Here is a 19622-nt window from a genome sequence, read left to right as displayed (position 1 = left end):
GTGTCGGAAGCCGCGACGGCGGAACAGCCGCTTGACGCCTTGGTTGCAGTGTTGTTGCAGGTCAACGCCTTGTCGGACGCTAATGTGCGCGACACCATCGTGGATGAGACGGCGGTAGCGCTGCGCCGTAAGTACACGACCCGGCGGACTTCCGACGCACGCAAAGATCTATTGTCGTTGGTCCATTCACTGGACCTGCTCAGCGGCGGCGTGGTGGCTTTCACCCGCATCGTCGCCGACAGTCATCCGGTCGAGCCGGCGCTGCGGGCGTCGGCCATGGCCGACGAGCTCAGGGGCGTGCTGCTGCTGTCGGAGCCCGACCGCCACGACCTGTGCCGGATCCTGGGCGCGGTCGGCACCCCGCCGGTGTTCGGGGCGCTGGGTGAGCTCTCGACGGTGCCCGAGCTGCAGAATCTCGCCATCTGGACCGACTGGCCGGCCGTGGTCCGGATCATGGAGATCCAGCCGGTGCCCGGCGGTGGCGCGCCGCCCCTGCTCGCGTTCGTCACCCGCCTCGCCCGTCTCGTGGACGGCAACATGGCCAGCGCGCTGCGGCGCTGGGCGGCCAACGTCGCCGGCGGCCTCGGTGTGACGGAGGCGGAGTTCGACGCGATGCGGCTCGGCGACGTGGAGGACGGGCCCGCCGTCCCGCGGCGCCGTGCCGGTGGCGCGGGGCCGCTGCGGGGCAACCTGCCGCTGCAGAACCAGAACTTCACCGGCCGCACGGAGCTGCTCGACCGGCTGGCGCAGACGCTCGCCTCGGGCATCAAGGCGGCCGTGCTGCCACACGCCGTGCACGGCATGGGTGGTGTCGGCAAGACCCAGCTGGTGCTGGAGTACGTGTACCGGCACCTGGACGAATACGACCTGGTCTGGTGGGTGCCGGCCGACGCGGCGTCGGGCGTGCTCGCGTCGCTGGAGCAGCTCGCCGACCCGCTCGGGATCCGGCCGGGCGACAACACGCAGCAGACCGTCCGGCTGGTGCTCGACGCGCTCGCCACCGGCTCGCGGAAATGGTTGCTGGTCTACGACAACGCCAACGACCTCGACTCGATCGACGAGTATGTGCCGTCCACCGGCGGGGACGTCGTGGTGACCACCCGTAACCGGGAGTGGGCGGCCGTCGGCGTGTCGATCGAGGTGGACGTCTTCGAGCGGCACGAGAGCATCGACCTGCTCCGCCGCCGCACCCGCAACGCCATCAGCACCGCCGACGCCGACCGGCTCGCCGACCGCCTCGGCGACCTGCCGCTGGCGCTGGAGCAGGCGGCGGCGTGGCACCTGCTCACGAAGATGCCGATCGCCCAGTACATCGACCTGCTGGAGCAGCACCAGAAGGAGCTGCTGTCGGAGGGCAAGCCGGCCGGCTACCCGGCCTCGGTCGTCGCGTTCGTGACCCTGGCGATCGAGAAGCTCCGCAACGAGCACCCGGCCACCGCGCAGCTGCTGGAGCTCTTCGCGTTCCTCGGCGGCGAGCCGGTGCCGGTGTCGCTGCTGCGGTACGGGCGGGACGCAGACGTGGTGCAACCGCTGCGCGGCCTGCTCGGCGACCCGATCAAGATCAACCTCGCGGTGCGCGACCTCAACCAGTACGGCCTGGTCAAGATCGACAACGCGCAGCGCCTGCAGGTCCACCGGCTCGTGCAGGGCGTGCTGCGCGACGCGCTCGACGAGCAGCGGGCCGAGGAGACCCTGACCAGCGCGCAGAACCTGCTGGCCCGGGCCAATCCCGGCGACCCGGACGAGAACGACGGCCGCGCCGACCTCGACCGCCAGCGGGAGATCGGGCCGCACCTGGAGTCCGCCGACATGATCCACTCCGGCCGCTTCGAAGTGTGGAAGGCGGTCGTCGACCACGTCCGGTACCTGTACAAGATGGGCGACTACGAGAACAGCCGCCGCATCGCCGAGGACGCCGTCAAGCACTGGCGCGGCAGCCAGGAGGACCCGAAGGTCGGCCCCAACGGCGAGCTCACCCTGCAGGCCCGCGCCCATGCCGCCAACGCCATGCGGGCACAGGGCCTGAGCGACGACGCCGACCAGCTGACCAACGAAACGTACGAGCAGATGAAGCTGCATCTCGGGGAGACCGCGAAGTCGACCCTCGTGCAGGAGAACCAGGTGGGCCAGGCGCTGCGGATCCGTGCCGACTACGCGCCCTCGCTCGAGTTCGCCCTGGCGTCGCTCGACCGGCACCAGGCCGCGCTCGGCCGCGGCGAGTTCCAGCGCGCCGACCCGTATGTCCTGCGAGCCCAGTCGAACCTGGCGGTCGCCTACCGGATGGTCGGTGACTTCGCCGAGGCGGAGAACCTGGACCGGGCGATCGTGGACTACTGGGAAGGCCGCGAGCAGCTCGACACCAGCTTCGGCGCGCTCGAGGCGTACATGAACATCGCCCGCGACTACTACGGGCTGGGGGCGTACAAGCGGGGGATCGCCGTGCTCGACGGCTGGCGCGGCTCGCTGCTGGACCAGCGCAGCCCCCGCCACCGTCTGGTGCTGCTGTCCGGGCGGACCTACGGCATCATGCTGCGCAAGGACGGGCAGCTGCGCGAGGCGGCCGACGTGCTGGGCGAGAATCTGGAGCAGACGGAGCAGACATTCGGGTCCAACCACGAATACACCGTCGCCGCGCTGTGCAGCTACGGCAACGCGCTGCGCCAGCTGGGCGACACGGACGGCGCGCTCACGCAGATCACCGAGGCGGTGCGACGCTACCGGGACTCGTTCGTGGAAGGTCACCCGCTGACGCTGGTCGCGCTCGTCAACGAGGCCGTCGCACGGCGGCTCGCCAGCGATCACGCGGGCGCCATGACACTGGACGCCCAGGCCTACGAGGGCCTCAGCGGGGTGCTCGGGGACAGCCACCCGTACACCCTCTGCGCCGGTACGTCGCTGGCCACCGACCACGCGCTGCGGGGCGAGCACGCCGAGGCCCTGGCGCTGTCGAAGGAGATGCTGGAACGCAGCCGGTCCGTCTCCGGCGGCACGCACGAGGTCCGCAACGGCGCCGAACATCCCTACCTGCTGGCCCGGGCGATCAACCTCGCGCACGATCTGCAGGCGACGGGCGCGGTCGATGAGGCGGAGACGCTGCTGCGGGCCTCGCTCGCCGGCCTGCGCGACGCCCTCGGCGACGGACATCCCGAGGTCGTGGCCGCCGAGCGGGGCGAGCGCCTCGAAGGCGACATCGAGGCGCCGCCCACCTGAGCGGGCCGGGCCCCGCGCTCAGTTGCTGTTCGCGGCGAGCCAGCGGCGGTGGAGCTCCACCTGCCGCTGCTCGGCCCGCCGCGCCACCTCGTCGTCGACCGGCACGGTGAGCAGCGAGTCGGCGAACTGGCGCAGGTGCCCGACGAACACCTCGCCGGCCGGGGTCAGCGACCCCGAGGACTCCACGCTCGCCAGGCTCCGGTCGACCTGGAGCCGGGCATCCGCGAACTCCTGCTCGGCCGCGTCGCTGACGCCGGCCGCGCCGCGCAGCGCCCGCCACGTGTCGGCGACGCCCGCGAACGCGTACACCCCTTGGAGCAGGCCGCCGAGCGGGCGCGGGTCGGTCCGCCACGGCGCGAAGTACCGCCGGTCGTCGTCGGGCTCGCTCAGCGGGGTGACGTCGAGCAGCGCGCTGAGCTTCGAGTGCTGATACTCGTGCACGAGCGTGACGGCGAAGTCCTCCGCGGTGGCCGGCCTGGTCAGCCCGAACACGCCGAACACGTGCCGGATGGTCGCGCTGCGGGACGAGCGGCCGTCGGCCTGCAACGGCACGAGCGCCCGCAGCCCGGCGGCGATCTCGGCGGCCCGGCCCGGGACGCGCTCGGCGAGCAGCCGCCACGCCCGTCCGAACAGCTCTTGCCACGCCGCGAACTCCGCCTCGGACAGCCTCGGCGCCGGCGGCGCGTGATACCCGTGCCGATACGGGTCGACGTCGTCGAGCGCCAGCTCGATACCGATCCCGCCGGCCTCGGCCCGCAGGAAGCGGACAGGCTGCCAGTCCACCCGGACGTCGCCGATCCCGCGGTCCGGCCCGCCGCCGCCGTCCGCGCCGGTCGGGTTGGTCGGGCCGGTCGGGTTGGTCGCGATGGCTGGGCCGTCCGCGGTGGCCGGGCCATCGGTGATGGTCGAGCCGTCGGTGATGGTCGGGTTGGCCGGACCTGTGGCGCCGGTCGGACCTGTGGCGCCGGTCGGACCTGTGGCGCCGGTCGGACCCGTGGCGCCGGTCGGGACCGTGACGGGGCCGTGGCCGGCGTCGACGGTGATGGTGCCGCCGGTGGTCCGCACCCGGGCGGTTTCGGCCGCGCCGACCGTCAGCACGCCGAGTCCCGGCAGGGCCACCGTGCCGGCGCGGACGGGGACCTCGACCTCGGCGTCGACGCCGGCGGCCGCGCACGCGACGGCGGCGACCGCACCCAGGTGCGCGACGTCGGCAGGGTCGGCGAGCCCCTGGCCCGCGGCCCGGCACGCGATCGCGACCCAGGCGCCGACCAGCGGCGCACCCAGTACCCGGGCGGCGGCGGCAGGATCGGTGGCCCGCGCCGACTCGATCGCGGCGACGAGCCGGTCGCGTTCGCCGTCGGCCCCCGGCCACTGCCGGAGCAGCGACGCGATCCGCAGCAGGTGCTTGCTCAACTGCGCCCGCGCGAGCGCGCTGGACGCGGCCGGCCCGCCGGTGCTCTCGGCCAGGTCACCGAGCAGCGCAGAGGGGAGCCGGTGATACCCGGTGGGCGGCCGGTCATGGGTGCTCACCGGTGCACCGCCCCGACCAGGGCCCGGGCGTCGGCGAGGACCCGGCCGCGCACGTGCGCGATGAACAGCCGCAGGTCCGCGCAGTACACGGACGGGTTGCGGAAGCCGGTGCCCGGCCGGTAGCGGTGGGCGTAGTGGCCGCCGCCGCAGACGAGGCGGACGGGGCAGGCGGTGCACTCCTCGCCGAGCGCGGCCAGGCCGAGCTGCCGGGCCACGACGCCGGGATGCGCCAGCGCGGCATCGAGCTCGTCGCGCTCCACGTGCAGTCCCGTGGCGCACGCCCCCGGGTACGCGGACTTCAGCGCGTCGATCTGCTCGATCGCGCCGTCGGACTCGATCACGACGAGGGCCGCGGGGCTCAGACCGATCTGCTCGGAGCGCGACGCGCCGCCGAGGGTCAGGTCGACGACGCTCTCGAAGAGCCGGACCGGCACCGGGTCCGGGTCGTCGTACCAGGCGTCGAACGCGCCGACCAGCCACGCCCCGGCGCCCGGGTCCGGTGGTGCGCCCCAGTTGGCGTGGGGGAGCAGGAAGTCGATCGCCGGCGGGTCGAACGCCCGCAGCCGCTGGTAGCACGCGACCGGGTCCGTGTCCGGCGCGACGGTGCACAGCAGGCCGCCGAAGCCGCCCCGGAACTCGGGGCGGGCGAGCAGTGCCAGGGCCCTGCTGACCGCGCCGAACGTGCCCCTGCCGGCGTGGGTGACGCGGTGCCGGTCGTGGTCCTCGGCGACGCCGTCGACGCTCACCGCGACGGTGATGTCGTGCCGCCGCAGCTCACGCAGTGCGGCCTCGCCCAGCAGGACGCCGTTGGTCTGTAGCCCGACGCGCACCTCGCACGGCGCGGGGACCGCGGCGCGCAGCTCCGCGGCGAGCCGGCCGAGGCGCGCGGCGCCCAGCAGCATGGGCTCCCCGCCGTGCAGGACGACCCGGACCTGGCGCAGATCATGGGCGCGCACGTGCCGGCCCAGGCTCTGCGCCGTCGCGGTGAACACCTCGGCGGGCATGACGGCCGGCCGGTCCCGCCACGTCTGGTCGGCGTGGGTGTACACGTAGCAGTACGAACACGCGAGATTGCACCGCTGGTGGACCTTGACGATCACCTCGTGGAACGGCGTGGGCCGCCAGCCTCCGGCGAGCAGGGCGGCCACGTCGAGATCGTCGTACGGCCAGGCGGCCGAGGTCATGGTGTGTCGATGAACGAGCTGAAGGCCGACAGCACTCCGTTCGGATCCTCAAGACTTGCCTGCAGTCGCCGGATGGACCGGACCACCGGCGAATCGGGTTGTGCTGCCAACAGTGTGACCAGCGGGACGTTCGTGACATCGACGAGGCCAGGATCCTGCGGCCCGTCACTCGCGAGCGATCCAGAAGCGCCACCCACGGGTCGTCCTCCACGGCTGAAGCGAGATGTCTCCGGCATTGTCTACCCCCGTAGAACAACATCTGAAAAGAGGCCGGACGGACCTCATTGTTGAGATCCAACGCAAGCAGTCTCCGAACGAGTGGATCTTGGAGAAAATCGGGTGCCCAGAATTTGACAAGACTTGTCAACTGCCTACGGCAGCGGTGGCTCCAGCACACAGTCGATCCTGTCGCCCCGCGCGACGGTCACCGCGATCGGGTGATCCGGGCCGTAGAGGCCGCCCAACCGGAGCAACACCTGTTGGCGCATGCCTGACGCGGCCGGCCCGCTCACGGCGGCGCTGTCGATAGTCAGATTAGCCTCGGCCGCGATCCGGGCCGGGTGGTCCGGCTGATGATGCACCCGCTTCGCGAGGTCGAACGCCCGCCGGGACGCCGCGAGCCGCTCCGGGTGCCCGATGCGGGCGTAGTCGGAGGCCAGGTTGACCGCCGCCGCCACGGAGAACGGGTGCTCGCGCCGGACCTTGTCCTTGAGCGACTCGCTGCTGGCGACATCGATGCGCATCGCCCGCGCGTGCTCGCCGCGGGCCCGCAGCATGTTGGCGAGGTTGATCTCGGCCGCCACGGTGAGCGGGTTGCGGCCGCCGAACAGCTCCCGGTAGCTGGCGTGCGCCAGGGTCGCCTCGTTCGCGGCCTCGTCGGTCCGGCCGAGCATGTGCAGCGTGTTCGCGTGGCTCATCCGCACGGCGAGGGTGTATTCGTGCCGCTCACCGAACAGCTCGGCGCACTCGGCATGGGAGAGCTCCAGCAGGTCCAGCGCCTCGACCAGCCGGCCGGTCCCGCGCCGGGCCAGGGCCAGGGCCCGCCTGGCCAGCAGCAGCCCCCGGTACATCCGGGTCCTGGGCGGCGGCTCGACGCGGGACACCATGGGCTCCACCTCGTCGAGCACGTCCTGGTAGCGGCCCTGCCCGTTGAGGTCCTCGGCGAGGGCGTTCACCGACAGCAGGGTCCGCCAGTTGCCGTCGCCGAAGGTGTCCCGGTGCTGGCGCAGCGCGCTGCGGTCCAACTGCTCGGCAGCGGCGAAATCGCCGTTGAGCCGGAGGCTGACCGCGAGGTTGTGCCGGCTCATCGTGGTGCGCGGGTGATCGTCGCCGAACCCGGCCTCGCACCGCTCGAGGGTCTCCTCGTCGAACTCGCGCGCCTGCCGGTAGTCCCCGGAGATCCGCAGGTCGGCGGCCCGGCTGGCGGCCATGGCGAGGGTGTACCGGTGCTGCTCGCCGTACAGCGGGTCGACCCGCAGCTGGCTCATCGCCGCGCGGGTGAGCTCGCCCGCCTTCTCGTACCTGCCGGCCGCCCGCAGCGCGTTCGCCCATTCCTGCGAGGTCCGCAGCACCAGGTGGTCGTCCTGCGCCGGGTCGTTGCCGGCCCGCCACGTCAGATACGCCCGCTCGCCGAGATGACAGGCCGCGGCGTGATCGCCGTGCAGATACCGGAAGCGGATCTGGTGGTAAACCACCTCGCGGGCCTCGCTGGTGCGTGCCGAGACCAGCCCGGCCGCCTCCACGTGCGCGGCGATCTCCCAGTACAGCTCCGCCGACTCGGCCTGCTCGTCGGGCCAGCCGGGGTCCGCGGCGGCCAGCAGCGCGTGCGCGTGGCCCCGGGCCCGGCCGGCCTCCTCGCCGCTCAACGCGCGGAACGCGACCAGCCGGGCCAGCGGCATCACCTCGACGCGCCGGCCGTCGTCGGCGAGGCGGGCCAGGCCGTGCCGGCAGAGCTCGGCGATCGCCTTGGTCAGCGCGACCTCACCGCGCAGCGCCTCGGCCAGCGCCGGGTCCACCTTCGCGCCCATCCCCCGGCCGAGCAGGTGCTTGGAGACCGGCACGGGCGCGAAACAGGAGAGCGTCTCCAGCAGCCGCAGCGCCGGGCGGCTCGCGGCCTCGAGCCGGTCCAGGGCGAACAGCAGCGCTCTTGACGCGCTGCGCCCGTACCCGTCCGCCGCGACGATGGTCAGCCGGTCGGCCGGATTGACGCCGTCGGACACGTCGAACGGCGTCCGGGCCGCCTGCCACCAGGCCACCGTCTGCCGCAGGGCCAGGGGTGTCCGCCCGTACGTGTCCAGGACCCCCTGGATCCGCTCGGGGACCACGCCGGGCTCGTGCCGGCGCAGGAGCTCCTCCGCCTCGGCATGGTCGAGGTCGGCGACCTCGACGCCGACGCTCGACACGTCGCGGCCGATGACCGGATCGCACGTGGTGATGATGACGTGCCCGCCGTTGGGGACCATCCGCAGCAGGTCCTGGCCGTCGAGGCCGTCGAAGACCATCAGGTAGGGGAACCCTTGCGTCTCGAGCCGGTCCAGCAGCAGCCGCACGGTCCGCTCGACACGGTGATGCGCCTCGACGCCGAGGACCGCCGCCAGCTCGACCAGCGACGCCCGGGCGGCCTCGACGGTGGTGGACGGCACCCACCACACCGGGTGGTCGGCGTCGGCGTGCCGCTCCAGGTATTGCAGGACGGCCTGCGTCTTGCCCGTGCCGACCGGACCGTAGAGCACCAGCCGGACGTCGGTGCCGCCGGCGAGCGCGTCGCCCATCCACTCGATGAGCGCGCCCCGGCCGACGAACCCGGGCGCCGCCGGCGGGCGCACACCGGCGAGCAGCGTGACGTCGACCTGGGGCGCCGCGGGTGGCGGCGGTGTCAGATTCGGCTGCGGCTGGACCGGGATGACAGGGGCCTGCGGCGTGTCCTGCAGCACGTGCCGGGCCAGCCGCCACAGCGCGATCATGTCCTGCTCGAGCGCCGTGAGGTCGTATTCGAACGGCGCCATCGCCGTCATCACGTGCAGCATCGACCGGATCTTCTCCCAGGCGGGCACCGTGCCGGCGCGCAATGTCGCGCTCACCGTCTCGTGCGAGACGGACTGGAATTCATGTGTCGGCAGATCGACGGTCGCCTTGGCGATCACCCTCGCGGCGGGCTGTCCGGCGGCATCGTAGATTGCGTGCACGGCCGAGACGAAGTCGCGCAATGGGCCTTCGGGCACCTTGTCGAGACCCGGCAGTGCAATAGCCACGTCGATACGCTCCGACCTCAGGCGGCCTCGTCAAATTTTGTCAAAGGCAAGGGTTTCACGTAACGCGCCGCGTCCACAATGGCCGCGGCGAGCCAAATTTGTACACCACTTGGCAAATTCAGATGGAGAACACGCGGACGGGTGAGGGCACCCGTCCGTCCGATCGTTTGATCATCCGGCGCCGTCAATTGACGCCGCATGGTCGTAAACGCTTGACCTTCGACCGGCGAATCGGGCCAGTCAAGAACATGTTGGTTTAGATCCGCAGGTCTTTCACTTGACTTACGCGCAATTCAGGCTTGTGGACACACCCGATCGGACACCCCCTGAGGAGCCGTCATGTCCCGTCTGACCGATCCGCTCACGCTGTTCGCGCTGGCCCAGTTCGCCGAGGCCGCCGCCGTCGTCGCCGCAGTCGGCGTCGGGCTGTGGTCGCGCAGCCCGTCGCGGCGCCTGGCGGCCCGGCGGCTGATCCGGACGCTGCGCCGCCGCCCCGGCAGCCCCGACAGGTAACGACGCGACCGCACCACCGCGGGCCCGGCTCACGGATCGTCGAGCCGGGCCCGCAGTGTGCGGCTTGCGGCCATCTGCTGTTCGGACGAGTCCCACTGACCCGGGGGTGACCGCCGCGCTATCGTGGCGCGATGGCGGGGATGGTCCTGGTCGCACACCGGGCGGGCAACAATCTGGCGGACCTGCGCGGGGCGCTCGACGCGCGCGTCGACCTGGTCGAGGCCGACGTGCACCTCTACCGGGGTGCGCTGGAGATGCGGCACGCCAAGGCGGTCGGCCGGCACGTGCTCTGGGAGCCGTGGCGGGACGTGACCCGGCGCCGGGACGTGACCGTGCCGCTGCTGGCCGAGGTCCTCGCCGCGGCGGCCGGGGACGCGCGGCTGATGCTCGACCTCAAGGGGCCGTTCCTGGGGGTGGCGCCGTTGACGGCGGCCGCGTTGCGGGAGGCGGCGCCCGGGGCGCCGGTGGCGGTGTGCTCCAGGCAGTGGCGGATGCTCGACGCGTTCGAGGACCAGCCGCACATCCGGCGGATCTACTCGGCCGGCAACCAGCGCGAGCTGGCGCGGACGCGGGTGCTGGTCCGGCGGCGGCGGGTGGACGGCCTGTCGATCCGGCTCAGCCTGCTCACCCCGCAGCTCGTCGAGGAGCTGCACCGGCACACCGACCTCGTGATGGTGTGGTCGGTGGACACGGAGGAGGCGCTCGCGAAAGCGACGTCGCTGGGCGTGTCCGGAGTCATCAGCAAGAACCTGCCGATGCTGCGGCGTCTCGCCGAGCGGCCTCAGGACGACCCGGCGACGAACGTGCGGGCCTCCACGACGTAGGCCAGGACGAGCGGCAGGTCCGGCGAAGGGATGCGGACCCATTCGCGCATCGGCCGGCCGCCGGAAGCTTCACAATGGATCCGGCCCGCCGTCCGCAGCGCCGGCGAGTGCGGCATCCGGCCTCCTCATCGGCCATGGGACGAACGCGGCTACCCGAGCTTCGAGTCGGACCTCCGCGGCCTCGGGATCGCCGGGAAAGGACATCAGGACGGCCGGGCGAGTCCGAGGTCGTACGCGAAGATGACGGCCTGCACCCGGTCGCGGGCGCCGACCTTGGCCAGGACCCGCCCGACGTGCGTCTTCACGGTCGACTCCGACAGGACCAGCCGCTCGGCGATCTCGCCGTTGGTCCAGCCGCGGCCGATCGCGACGAGGATCTCCCGCTCCCGGTCGGTCAGCGCGGCCAGCCGGGGATCATCCGGAGCGGCGCCCGTGGCGGGCACGGGCAGGTGCTGCGCGAACGCGTCCAGGAGCCGCCGGGTGAGCGCCGGGGCGATGACCGCGTCGCCGGCGGCGACCGCCCGGATGCCGGCGAGGAGCTCCTCCGGGTGGGCGTCCTTGAGCAGGAACCCGCTGGCGCCCGCCCGCAGCGCCTGGTGCGCGTATTCGTCGAGGTCGAACGTGGTGAGCATCAGGATCCGGGTGCGTCCGCCGGCCTCGATGATCCGCCGGGTCGCCTCGATGCCGTCCATGCCGGGCATCCGCACGTCCATGAGCACGACGTCCGGGTGCAGGTCGGTGACCCGGCGGACCGCTTCCGTGCCGGTGCCGGCCTCGCCGACGACCTCGGTGTCCGGGTTGCTCTCCAGCAGCATCCGGAAGCCGAGCCGTTGCAGCGGCTGGTCGTCCACGATGAGCACGGTGATCATGACAGGTCGGCCTCCACGGTCCATCCTCCCGCGGGTGCGGGGCCGGCGGTGACGGTCCCGCCGTACATGGCCGCCCGTTCCCGCATGCCGAGCAGGCCGTGACCGAAGGCGACGGGCCGGTCGAACGTGCCGGTGTTGTGCACGGTGATCCGCAGCCGCGACCCGTCGACCCGCAGCGTCAGATCGACGGAAGTCGTCGCCCCGGCGTGCTTGAGGGCGTTGGTGAGCGCCTCCTGCACGATCCGGTAGGCGGCGAGCTGCACCCCGACGTCGAGCTCGTCGAGTTTGCCGCCGCTGCGGTACTCGACGCGGGGGCCGGCGGCCCGCACCCGCTCGCACAGGGCGTCGAGGTCGCCGAGGCCGGGCTGCGGGCTGAGCTCGGGCTCGCCGGTCGACTCCCGGAGCACGCCGAGCATGCGCCGCAGCTCCGCCAGGGAGCGGCGGCCGGTGTCGCCGATCAGGTGCAGCGCTTCCTTGCTCCGTTCGGGTGCGGTGTCAGCGGCGTACGCGCCGCCGTCGGCGAGCGTGACGATCACCGACAGGCTGTGCCCGACGATGTCGTGCATCTCGCGGGCGACGCGGGTGCGTTCGGTGGCCGCGGCGAGCCGGCTGCGCTGGTCGCGTTCGATCTCGGCCTGCACCGCCCGGTCCCGCAGGACCGCCACCTGGGCGCGGCGCAGCCGGACCGCGAAGCCGAGGGCGACGGCGGCGGTGCCGACGGTCGCGAGGAAGAACATCGCGTCCCACAGCCGCACGGCGTCCGTCAGCCGGACCAGGACCAGCACGTACGCCGCGAGCAGCGCCGGCACCGCCCACGGCAGCCGCCGCAGCGGCGCGTGCAGCACCAGGTTGTAGACGGCGACGAGGACCGCGACGTCGGCCCGCAACGTGATCCCGGCCGCGACCTGCACCAGGAACACCGCCATGACGGCGTGGAACGCGACGAAGGGTGCTCTGCGCCGCCAGTACAGTGGCAGCAGCAGCAGACCCTGCAGCAGCAGCATCACCGGCAGGGACGCCTCGGTCCACGCGATCGGCGGGCCGCCGCCGTCCTGGTGGTCCCCGATGTCCGGCGCGCCGAACATGGCGAACACGCCGAACACCCCGCCGGCGTCCAGCACCCACGGGTGCCGGGCGTCCCACTGCCGCACCCGCTGTGCGGTCCGCAGCACCCATGCCACGCCGTCCTCGATGCTCACGCGACCATCCTCCTGCGACAGGCTCGGGCGTCGGGGCGCTTCAGCGACAGGCTCAGGCGTCGGAGCGCTTCAGCCGGTACGCCGCGCCGGCGAGCGCGAGCACCGTCCAGCCGAGCAGCACCAGCAGCCCCGCACCCGCCGAGAGCGAACCGGTCCCGTGCGTCAGCGTGTAGATCGACTCGCCGGCGTTGCTCGGCAGGTACGGGGTGATCTCGGTCCGCCATGACCTGGGCAGCAGCGACATCAGCCCCGGCACCAGCAGGAACCCGCCGACCAGCGCGGAGATCCCGCCGGCGGAGGAGCGCAGCAGCGCGCCGAGCGCGACCCCGATGACACCCACGAGGCCCAGGTAGACGCCGACGCCGAACAGGCTCGCCACGACGCCGTCGTCGGAGAAGGTCATCGCCGAGGGGGTGCCGGACAGGATCGCGCCGGCGACGCCGAAGGCGATGAACGCGCCGGCGGCGCCGACGGCGAAGGCGACGGCCCCGTAGACGGAGGCCTTCGCCCACAGCACCGGCAGCCGGCGCGGGACGGCGGCCAGGGTGGAGCGGATCATGCCCGTGGTGTATTCGCCGGACGTGGTGAGGACCCCGAGGACGCCGAGCGCGATGAGCGCGAACGGCACCCCGAACAGTGCGAGGGTGTGCGTGGTCGCGCCGGCGAAGTCGGCGTCCATCGGCCGGCCGGACGTGAGGCTGGACCTGAACTGCAGCGCGGCGATGGTGCCGAACGCGAGCAGGAGCAGCAGGCCGACGCCGAGGGTGATCCAACTGGAGCGCAGCGACCAGAGCTTCGCCCACTCCGCGCGGGCGACCCTGCGGCCGGTGACCTTCAGGCCGGTGGGGAGCGGCGACCGCGTGGGCGCGGGCCGGGGTGCGGCGATCGTCGTGGTCATGCTGCCCTCACTGTGGTGTGGTATTCGACGGCGTCCCTGGTCAGGTCCATGAAGGCCTCCTCGAGGGAGACCGCCTTGCTGGTCAGCTCGAACAGCGCGATGCCGTGCGCCGCGGCCCGCAGCCCGATCTCCCGGGCGGGCAGCCCGGTCACCTGCAGCTGCTCCGAGCCGGGCCGTCCGGTGACGTCGACGCCGGGTCCGGCCAGGACGTGCCGCAGCCGGGCCGGGTCGGCGCTCGCCACGACGACGGTGTCGCCGCCGGCGGCCCGGACCAGGTCCTGCACGGTGGTGTCGGCGAGGACCCGGCCGCGGCCGACGACGATGAGGTGGTCCGCGACGAGCGCCATCTCGCTCATCAGGTGCGAGGACAGGAACACGGTGCGGCCCTCGGCGGCGAGGCCGGTCAGCAGCCGCCGGATCCACAGGACACCCTCGGGGTCCAGGCCGTTGACGGGTTCGTCGAGCATGACGGTCTGCGGGTCGCCGAGCAGCGCCGCCGCGATGCCGAGCCGCTGACCCATGCCGAGGGAGAACGCGCCGGCCCGTTTGCGGGCCACCGCCTGCAGGCCGGTCATTTCGATGACCTCGTCGACCCTGGCGCGTGGGATGCCGTGGGTGTGGGCGAGGGCCATCAGGTGGTCCTGCGCGGAGCGGCCCGGGTGGATGGACCGGGCCTCCAGCAGCGCGCCGACCTCCCGCAGGGGCGCGGCGTGCCGGGCGTACCGGCGGCCGTTGACCGTCACCGAGCCGGACGTCGGCGCGTCGAGCCCGACGACCATCCGCATGGTGGTGGACTTGCCGGCGCCGTTCGGGCCGAGGAAGCCCGTGACCGCGCCGGGCCGGACCGTGAAGTCGATCCCGTCGACGGCCGTCTTGTCGCCGTACCGTTTCGTCAGTTGCTGTGCCTCGATCATGCCTTGAACCGTATGGACCGGATCGGAGCGGTCCGTCGTACCGCGGTCCGATCTTCGGCGGCGGCGGTGGTACCGCGGTACCACACCGGTGTCCGCCGCGATTCGATCACGGCCGTCGCGGCGGGGGCGCCGACCAGCTGATCGCCGCCATGGTCTGCTGCTGCTCGAAGCCGCCTGAACCTGGGAAGCATTGGCAGAAAGTTCTAACCAACTTCCCAGGAAGCGTGGTTACGGTACCTGCATGCGCCCGAACGGGAGGCCTCCCGAGGCTCCACGCGACATCGAGGTCGAGTTCCACGTCCAGGGCGATGTTCTCGCCCAGGGCGAAGACCCGCCACGCGCCCGGCGGCGGTGGCCTTCGTTGCCCTGGTTGAGGAACCGGCGCGTCCTGCTCGGCGCGGCCGTCGTCCTTGCCTTTGCATTGACCGCATATGTCGCGTTCCAGGCCGGTGGCGGTGGCGCCGAGACGGCGAAGCCGCGCCCGTCGGCGTCCGCGTCGCCGTCCCCGTCGGGACCGCCGACCGTCGCGCAGATCTACGCGGCCGTCGCCCCCTCCGTCGTCACGATCCAGGCCATGGACGGTGACACCGTCGCCGCGACCGGCACCGGCGTCGTCGCCAGCGCCGAGGGGATCATCCTGACCGCCAACCACGTCGTCGAGGGCGCCGGCGCGATCCGGGTCGTCTTCGCCGACGGCACCCAGGTCGCCGCGAAGGTCGCGCAGGCCGACCCGGCGATCGACATCGCCGCGCTCGCCCCCGAGGGCCTGCCCGACGTGCTCGTGCCCGCCGTCATCGGCAACTCCGAGCGGCTCGCCGTCGGCAACACCGTGATCGCCGTCGGCAACCAGCTCGGGCTCACCAGCAGCGCCACCGCCGGCGTCGTGTCCGGCCTGCAGCGCACCGCGTCGAACCCCGACGGCACCAAGCTCACCGGCCTCATCCAGTTCGACGCGGCCGTGAACCCGGGCAGCTCCGGCGGCCCGCTCCTCAACGCCAAGGGCGAGACGATCGCGATCGTCGTGGCCCTGGCGAACCCGACGTCCGCCGGCACCTTCGTCGGCGTGGGCTTCGCCGTGCCGATCGGCGCCGCACTCGGCGCGGGCGGCGGAGACCAGGCACCGCAGCAGTGACGACCCGTCAGCAGACGTAAGGACGATACGTGGACACATCATCCGAAACTGGCATCACCGGCGCCGTCGAGCAGGTCCTGTACGAGGTCAAGAAGACCATCGTCGGGCAGGACGCGCTGCTGGAGCGGCTCATGGTCGCGCTGCTGTCCCGCGGGCACATCCTCGTCGAGGGCGTCCCCGGCCTCGCCAAGACCCTCGCGGTCAAGGCCCTGGCGTCGGCGATCGGCGGGCAGTTCCACCGCGTCCAGTTCACGCCGGACCTGGTGCCCGCCGACATCGTCGGTACCCGCGTCTACCACCAGCTCAGCGGCGAGTTCCAGGTGTCGCTCGGCCCCGTCTTCACCAACCTGCTCCTCGCCGACGAGATCAACCGGGCCCCGGCGAAGGTGCAGAGCGCGCTGCTGGAGGTCATGCAGGAGCAGCAGGTGACGATCGGCCGGGAGACGCACCGCATCCCGCGCCCGTTCCTGGTGATGGCCACCCAGAACCCGATCGAGTCCGAGGGCACGTATCCGCTGCCCGAGGCGCAGGTCGACCGGTTCATGATGAAGGTGGTCGTCGGCTACCCGAGCCCGACCGAGGAGTTCGTCATCGTCGAGCGGGCCATCTCGCCGCTGCCGCTGCTGCAGGCGATCGTCGACCCCGCCCGGCTGATCCAGATGCAGGGCGAGGTCGAGAAGGTGTACGTCGACCCGTCGCTGATCGAATACTCGGTCCGGCTCGCCAACGCGACCCGCCGGCCCGAGGAGGTCGGGCAGGGCGACCTCGCGCGGTACATCAGCTTCGGCGCCAGCCCGCGCGCCTCGATCAACCTCGTCCTCGCCGCGCGGGCCATGGCGTACATCCGCGGCCGCGACTACGTGATCCCGCGCGACCTCACCGAGCTCGCGCTCGACGTCTTCCGGCACCGGCTCGTGCTGTCCTACGAGGCGCTGTCCGACGACGTCACCGCCGACACGATCCTCACCCGGGTCATGGCGGCGCTGCCGGTGCCGGTCCCGGTGAGCAGCGGAAGCCGCTGACGGTGGCGAGCGCACCCGACCGTCTGCTGCGGCGCCTGGAGTGGCAGGTGATCCGCAGGCTCGACGGGCAGCTGCAGGGCTCCTACCGCACCGTGTTCCGCGGCAGTGGCATCGACTTCGCCGACCTGCGGGAGTACACGCACGAGGACGACGTCCGGCACATCGACTGGAACGTGACGGCCCGCCTCGACGAGCCCTACGTGCGGCAGTACACCGAGGACCGCGAGCTCACCGCGTGGCTGGTCCTGGACCTGTCGGCGTCGATGCGCTTCGGCGGCGCGGGCGGCAAGGACGGCGTGCTCACCGAGCTGGCCGTCTGCCTCGCCCGGCTGTTCACCCAGGGCGGCAACCGGCTCGGCGCGATCCTCTACGACAACGGGCTGCAGCGGGTCATCCCGCCGCGGACGGGCCGCACCCACGTGCTGCGGCTGGCGCACGAGATCTCCCGGGCGGCCTCGTCGCTGCAGGAGTCGAAGGACAAGCCCGGCGGCGCCGCCACCGACGTCGACGGGATGCTGCGGCTCGCCGCGGCCCAGGCCCGCCGGCGCAGCCTGGTCTTCGTCATCTCCGACTTCCTCAGCGGCGACGCCGTGAACTGGGAGTCGTCGCTGTCCCGGCTCACCCACCGGCACGAGGTCGTCGCGATCCGGATCGTCGACCCGATGGAGCTCGACCTGCCCGACCTGGGCCTGGTCCTCGTCGAGGACGCCGAGACCGGCGAGCAGGTCCTCGTCGACACCAGCGACCCGATGTTCCAGCAGCGGCTGCGCGAGCAGGTCGACGACCGCGAGGCGGCCGTCGCCGGGGCGATGCGCAAGGCCCGGGTGGTCTCGCACCGCGTCACCACCGACGAGGACCCGCTCCTCGCCCTGGTCGACATGGTCCGCTGGTCGAAACGGCGGCGGGCATGAGCGGGCCGCAGCGCAGCGGAGGAGCCGCGAATCAGGGGCTCAGTGTCGGCTCAGGGCGGCGCCGGAGCGCAGCGGAGGTGACGGCATGAGCTTTCAGCATCCCTATGTTCTCGTTGCCGGCGTCCTCGTCGCCATTGCCGTTGCGGCCGGGTACTGGTGGCTGCAACGGCAGCGGAGCGTCGCCCTCGCCTCCGCCGGGCTCGCCACCGCTCGCCGGGACGGGTTCCGGCGGCACCTGCCGCCCGTGCTGTTCCTCGCCGCGCTGACCCTGCTGCTGCTGTCCGTCGCCCGCCCACAGGCGAACCTGCCCGTGGCGCGTGCCGCCGGGACGGTGATCCTCGCGTTCGACGTGTCCAACAGCATGGCCGCCGACGACATCGCACCGTCCAGGCTCGCCGCCGCGCAGAAGGCCGCGATCGAGTTCGCCGAGGCGCAGCCCGACAGCGTCAGCATCGGCGTCGTCGCCTTCGACGAGGGCGCGCTCACCACCCAGCAGCCGTCGGACGACCACGCCGCCACCGTCGCCGCGATCAAGCGGCTCCAGATCAACGGCGGCACGTCGCTGGGCCAGGCGATCCTCGCCTCGCTCACCGTCATCGCCGGCAAGCCCGCCGCGCTGCCGGAGGAAGGCCAGGCACCGGCCGACCTCGGCTACTGGGGCAACGCCACGATCGTGCTGCTGTCCGACGGCGAGGACACCGGCGGCCCCGACGCCGTCGCCGCCGCCCAGCTCGCCGCGACCGCCGGCGTCCACATCGAGACCGTCGGCGTGGGCACCGTCGACGGCGCCACCGTCGAGGTCGACGGCTTCCAGGTCGCCACGTCCCTCGACGAGGAGCTGCTGACCGAGGTCGCGAAGACCACCACCGGCAGCTACCACCGTGCCGAGAACGCCGAGGCCCTCCACGACGTGTACGAGGGGCTGGACCTCAGGCTCACCGTGCAGACGAAACCGGTCGAACTGACCGGCGCCGCCGCCGCGATCGCCGTGCTGCTGCTGACCATCGGGGGAGTACTGATGACCACCTGGTTCGGACGGATCCTCTGATGTCACTGCAATGGCCCTGGGCCCTCGCCGCGCTGCTGGCGTTTCCCCTCCTCCTCGCCGTGCGCTGGTGGACCCGCCGGCGCCGCCGGCGCGCCGCCGTCCGGCTGCCGAGCGTGGCACTCATCCGGGCGGCGTTGCCTGGTCGTACATCATGGAAACGCCGGATCCCGTTGTGGCTCTTCGCCGCAGGCCTCCTCGTCACCGGCACCGCCGCGGCCCGTCCGCAGGCGTCCGTCGTGGTCCCCGACAGCGCCGCCACGATCCTGCTCGCCATCGACGTGTCCGGCTCCATGTGCTCCACCGACGTCCCGCCCAACCGGCTCACCGCGGCGCAGAAGGCGGCCCGCGACTTCATCCGTGACCACGACGGCGACTCGAAGATCGGCCTGGTCGCCTTCTCCGGCATCGCGGGCCTGATCGTCCCGCCGACCACCGACACCAAGCAGCTCCTCGACGCCGTCGACGGGCTGCGCACGTCCCGCGGAACCGCGATCGGCCTCGCCATCCTCGCCTCCATCGACGCCATCGCCGAGATCAACCCCGACGTCGCGCCCACGGGCGTCGAGGTCCCCGACGACGGCGTCAACACCGGCGAGTACGAGCCGGACACGATCGTCGTGCTCACCGACGGCCGCAACACCGACGGCGTCGACCCGATGACCGCCGCGGCCGCCGCCGAGGCCCGCCGCCTGCGCGTGTACACCATCGGCTTCGGCACCTCGACCCCCTCGCCCATGGTCTGCTCCAGCGACCAGATCAGCAGCGGCAGCGGCCAGTTCCGCGGCGGCCCCGGCGGTGGCGGCGGGTTCGGCGGCGGCCGTGGCCGCTTCCAGGACATGGACGAGGGCACCCTGACCAAGGTCGCGGAGACCACCGGCGGCAAGTACTTCAAGGCCGAGGACGCCGAATCGCTCGGCGACGTCCTGCGCGACCTGCCCAGCCAGGTGACCCTGCAGCGCAAGGAGACCGAACTGACCTCATGGTTCGCCCTGGCGGGCGCGGCGCTGATCCTCGCCGCCGTCGGCCTCGCCCAGTGGTGGAACCGCACCCGCCTCCCGCGGCCGAGACCACCCGGCGGCGCGTGACAGGACCAGCCCGGTTGGCCTACGCTCCGGTC

General features: G+C 72.6%; 16 protein-coding genes. 8 read left to right on the top strand and 8 right to left on the bottom strand.

The window, feature by feature from the left end:
• The gene (gene fxsT, locus ABZS58_RS13870; RefSeq protein ID WP_354781124.1) at positions 1–3210 is read left to right on the top strand and encodes an FxSxx-COOH system tetratricopeptide repeat protein; all 3210 of its coding nucleotides are present in this window, start codon (positions 1–3) and stop codon (positions 3208–3210) included.
• 18 nt (positions 3211–3228) lie between these two features.
• Here fxsT (ABZS58_RS13870) and ABZS58_RS13865 read toward each other — a convergent pair whose 3' ends face one another.
• The 3 genes from ABZS58_RS13865 to fxsT (ABZS58_RS13855) all read right to left on the bottom strand — a co-directional run bounded on the left by ABZS58_RS13865 (position 3229) and on the right by fxsT (ABZS58_RS13855) (position 9175).
• A complete protein-coding gene (locus ABZS58_RS13865; protein ID WP_354781122.1) occupies positions 3229–4740 on the bottom strand; it encodes an HEXXH motif-containing putative peptide modification protein in 1512 nt (503 codons plus the stop codon).
• The gene (locus ABZS58_RS13860) at positions 4737–5924 is read right to left on the bottom strand and encodes an FxsB family cyclophane-forming radical SAM/SPASM peptide maturase (protein ID WP_354781120.1); all 1188 of its coding nucleotides are present in this window, start codon (positions 5922–5924) and stop codon (positions 4737–4739) included. The genes ABZS58_RS13865 and ABZS58_RS13860 overlap by 4 nt, the downstream gene beginning before the upstream one ends.
• Positions 5925–6295: 371 nt before the next feature.
• A complete protein-coding gene (fxsT, locus tag ABZS58_RS13855; protein WP_354781118.1) occupies positions 6296–9175 on the bottom strand; it encodes an FxSxx-COOH system tetratricopeptide repeat protein in 2880 nt (959 codons plus the stop codon).
• 339 nt (positions 9176–9514) lie between these two features.
• Here fxsT (ABZS58_RS13855) and ABZS58_RS13850 point away from each other — a divergent pair, with 339 nt between their 5' ends.
• Together ABZS58_RS13850 and ABZS58_RS13845 are read left to right on the top strand one after the other, a co-directional pair.
• Entirely contained in the window at positions 9515–9688 is a 174-nt protein-coding gene (locus ABZS58_RS13850) for a hypothetical protein (RefSeq protein WP_354781116.1), read from the top strand.
• A 131-nt stretch (positions 9689–9819) separates the two neighbouring features.
• A complete protein-coding gene (locus ABZS58_RS13845; protein ID WP_354781114.1) occupies positions 9820–10512 on the top strand; it encodes a glycerophosphodiester phosphodiesterase in 693 nt (230 codons plus the stop codon).
• On the opposite strand, the gene ABZS58_RS13840 is transcribed toward ABZS58_RS13845, so the two are convergent.
• The 5 genes from ABZS58_RS13840 to ABZS58_RS13820 all read right to left on the bottom strand — a co-directional run bounded on the left by ABZS58_RS13840 (position 10470) and on the right by ABZS58_RS13820 (position 14392).
• Entirely contained in the window at positions 10470–10628 is a 159-nt protein-coding gene (locus tag ABZS58_RS13840; protein ID WP_354781112.1) for a hypothetical protein, read from the bottom strand. The genes ABZS58_RS13845 and ABZS58_RS13840 overlap by 43 nt on opposite strands.
• Positions 10629–10715: 87 nt before the next feature.
• A complete protein-coding gene (locus ABZS58_RS13835) occupies positions 10716–11381 on the bottom strand; it encodes a response regulator transcription factor (protein ID WP_354781110.1) in 666 nt (221 codons plus the stop codon).
• Positions 11378–12580, bottom strand: a complete 1203-nt coding sequence (locus tag ABZS58_RS13830) for a sensor histidine kinase (protein ID WP_354781108.1) — start codon at positions 12578–12580, stop codon at positions 11378–11380. Before ABZS58_RS13830 ends, ABZS58_RS13835 begins: the two co-directional genes overlap by 4 nt.
• A gap of 52 nt (positions 12581–12632) precedes the next feature.
• Positions 12633–13478, bottom strand: coding sequence for an ABC transporter permease (locus ABZS58_RS13825; protein ID WP_354781106.1), 846 nt, complete (start codon positions 13476–13478; stop codon positions 12633–12635).
• Positions 13475–14392, bottom strand: coding sequence for an ABC transporter ATP-binding protein (locus ABZS58_RS13820; RefSeq protein ID WP_354781104.1), 918 nt, complete (start codon positions 14390–14392; stop codon positions 13475–13477). Before ABZS58_RS13820 ends, ABZS58_RS13825 begins: the two co-directional genes overlap by 4 nt.
• 241 nt (positions 14393–14633) lie before the next feature.
• Here ABZS58_RS13820 and ABZS58_RS13815 point away from each other — a divergent pair, with 241 nt between their 5' ends.
• From ABZS58_RS13815 to ABZS58_RS13795, 5 genes are all read left to right on the top strand, one after another.
• Positions 14634–15524, top strand: a complete 891-nt coding sequence (locus ABZS58_RS13815) for a trypsin-like peptidase domain-containing protein (protein WP_354781102.1) — start codon at positions 14634–14636, stop codon at positions 15522–15524.
• 29 nt (positions 15525–15553) lie between these two features.
• Positions 15554–16546, top strand: coding sequence for a MoxR family ATPase (locus ABZS58_RS13810; protein ID WP_354781100.1), 993 nt, complete (start codon positions 15554–15556; stop codon positions 16544–16546).
• A 2-nt stretch (positions 16547–16548) separates the two neighbouring features.
• Complete coding sequence (locus tag ABZS58_RS13805; RefSeq protein WP_354781098.1) at positions 16549–17457, top strand: DUF58 domain-containing protein; 909 nt, start codon at positions 16549–16551, stop codon at positions 17455–17457.
• Between the two features lie 85 nt (positions 17458–17542).
• Positions 17543–18505 (top strand): VWA domain-containing protein, encoded by a 963-nt coding sequence (locus ABZS58_RS13800; RefSeq protein WP_354781096.1) that lies wholly within the window; start codon positions 17543–17545, stop codon positions 18503–18505.
• The gene (locus ABZS58_RS13795) at positions 18505–19590 is read left to right on the top strand and encodes a VWA domain-containing protein (protein WP_354781094.1); all 1086 of its coding nucleotides are present in this window, start codon (positions 18505–18507) and stop codon (positions 19588–19590) included. The genes ABZS58_RS13800 and ABZS58_RS13795 overlap by 1 nt, the downstream gene beginning before the upstream one ends.
• The last annotated feature ends 32 nt before the right edge of the window (positions 19591–19622 follow it).

This window comes from Dactylosporangium sp. NPDC005555 (genome assembly GCF_040605635.1).
Lineage (GTDB): Bacteria > Actinomycetota > Actinomycetes > Mycobacteriales > Micromonosporaceae > Dactylosporangium.
This window is presented reverse-complemented; position numbering and strand designations above follow the sequence as displayed.

Coding starts and splice junctions, on each gene's coding strand:
- ABZS58_RS13860 (WP_354781120.1), bottom strand. CDS start 5,924: ATGACCTCGGCCGCCTGGCCGTACGACGATCTCGACGTGGCCGCCCTG.
- ABZS58_RS13850 (WP_354781116.1), top strand. CDS start 9,515: ATGTCCCGTCTGACCGATCCGCTCACGCTGTTCGCGCTGGCCCAGTTC.
- ABZS58_RS13845 (WP_354781114.1), top strand. CDS start 9,820: ATGGCGGGGATGGTCCTGGTCGCACACCGGGCGGGCAACAATCTGGCG.
- ABZS58_RS13840 (WP_354781112.1), bottom strand. CDS start 10,628: ATGCCGCACTCGCCGGCGCTGCGGACGGCGGGCCGGATCCATTGTGAA.
- ABZS58_RS13835 (WP_354781110.1), bottom strand. CDS start 11,381: ATGATCACCGTGCTCATCGTGGACGACCAGCCGCTGCAACGGCTCGGC.
- ABZS58_RS13825 (WP_354781106.1), bottom strand. CDS start 13,478: ATGACCACGACGATCGCCGCACCCCGGCCCGCGCCCACGCGGTCGCCG.
- ABZS58_RS13820 (WP_354781104.1), bottom strand. CDS start 14,392: ATGATCGAGGCACAGCAACTGACGAAACGGTACGGCGACAAGACGGCC.
- ABZS58_RS13815 (WP_354781102.1), top strand. CDS start 14,634: ATGCGCCCGAACGGGAGGCCTCCCGAGGCTCCACGCGACATCGAGGTC.
- ABZS58_RS13800 (WP_354781096.1), top strand. CDS start 17,543: ATGAGCTTTCAGCATCCCTATGTTCTCGTTGCCGGCGTCCTCGTCGCC.
- ABZS58_RS13795 (WP_354781094.1), top strand. CDS start 18,505: ATGTCACTGCAATGGCCCTGGGCCCTCGCCGCGCTGCTGGCGTTTCCC.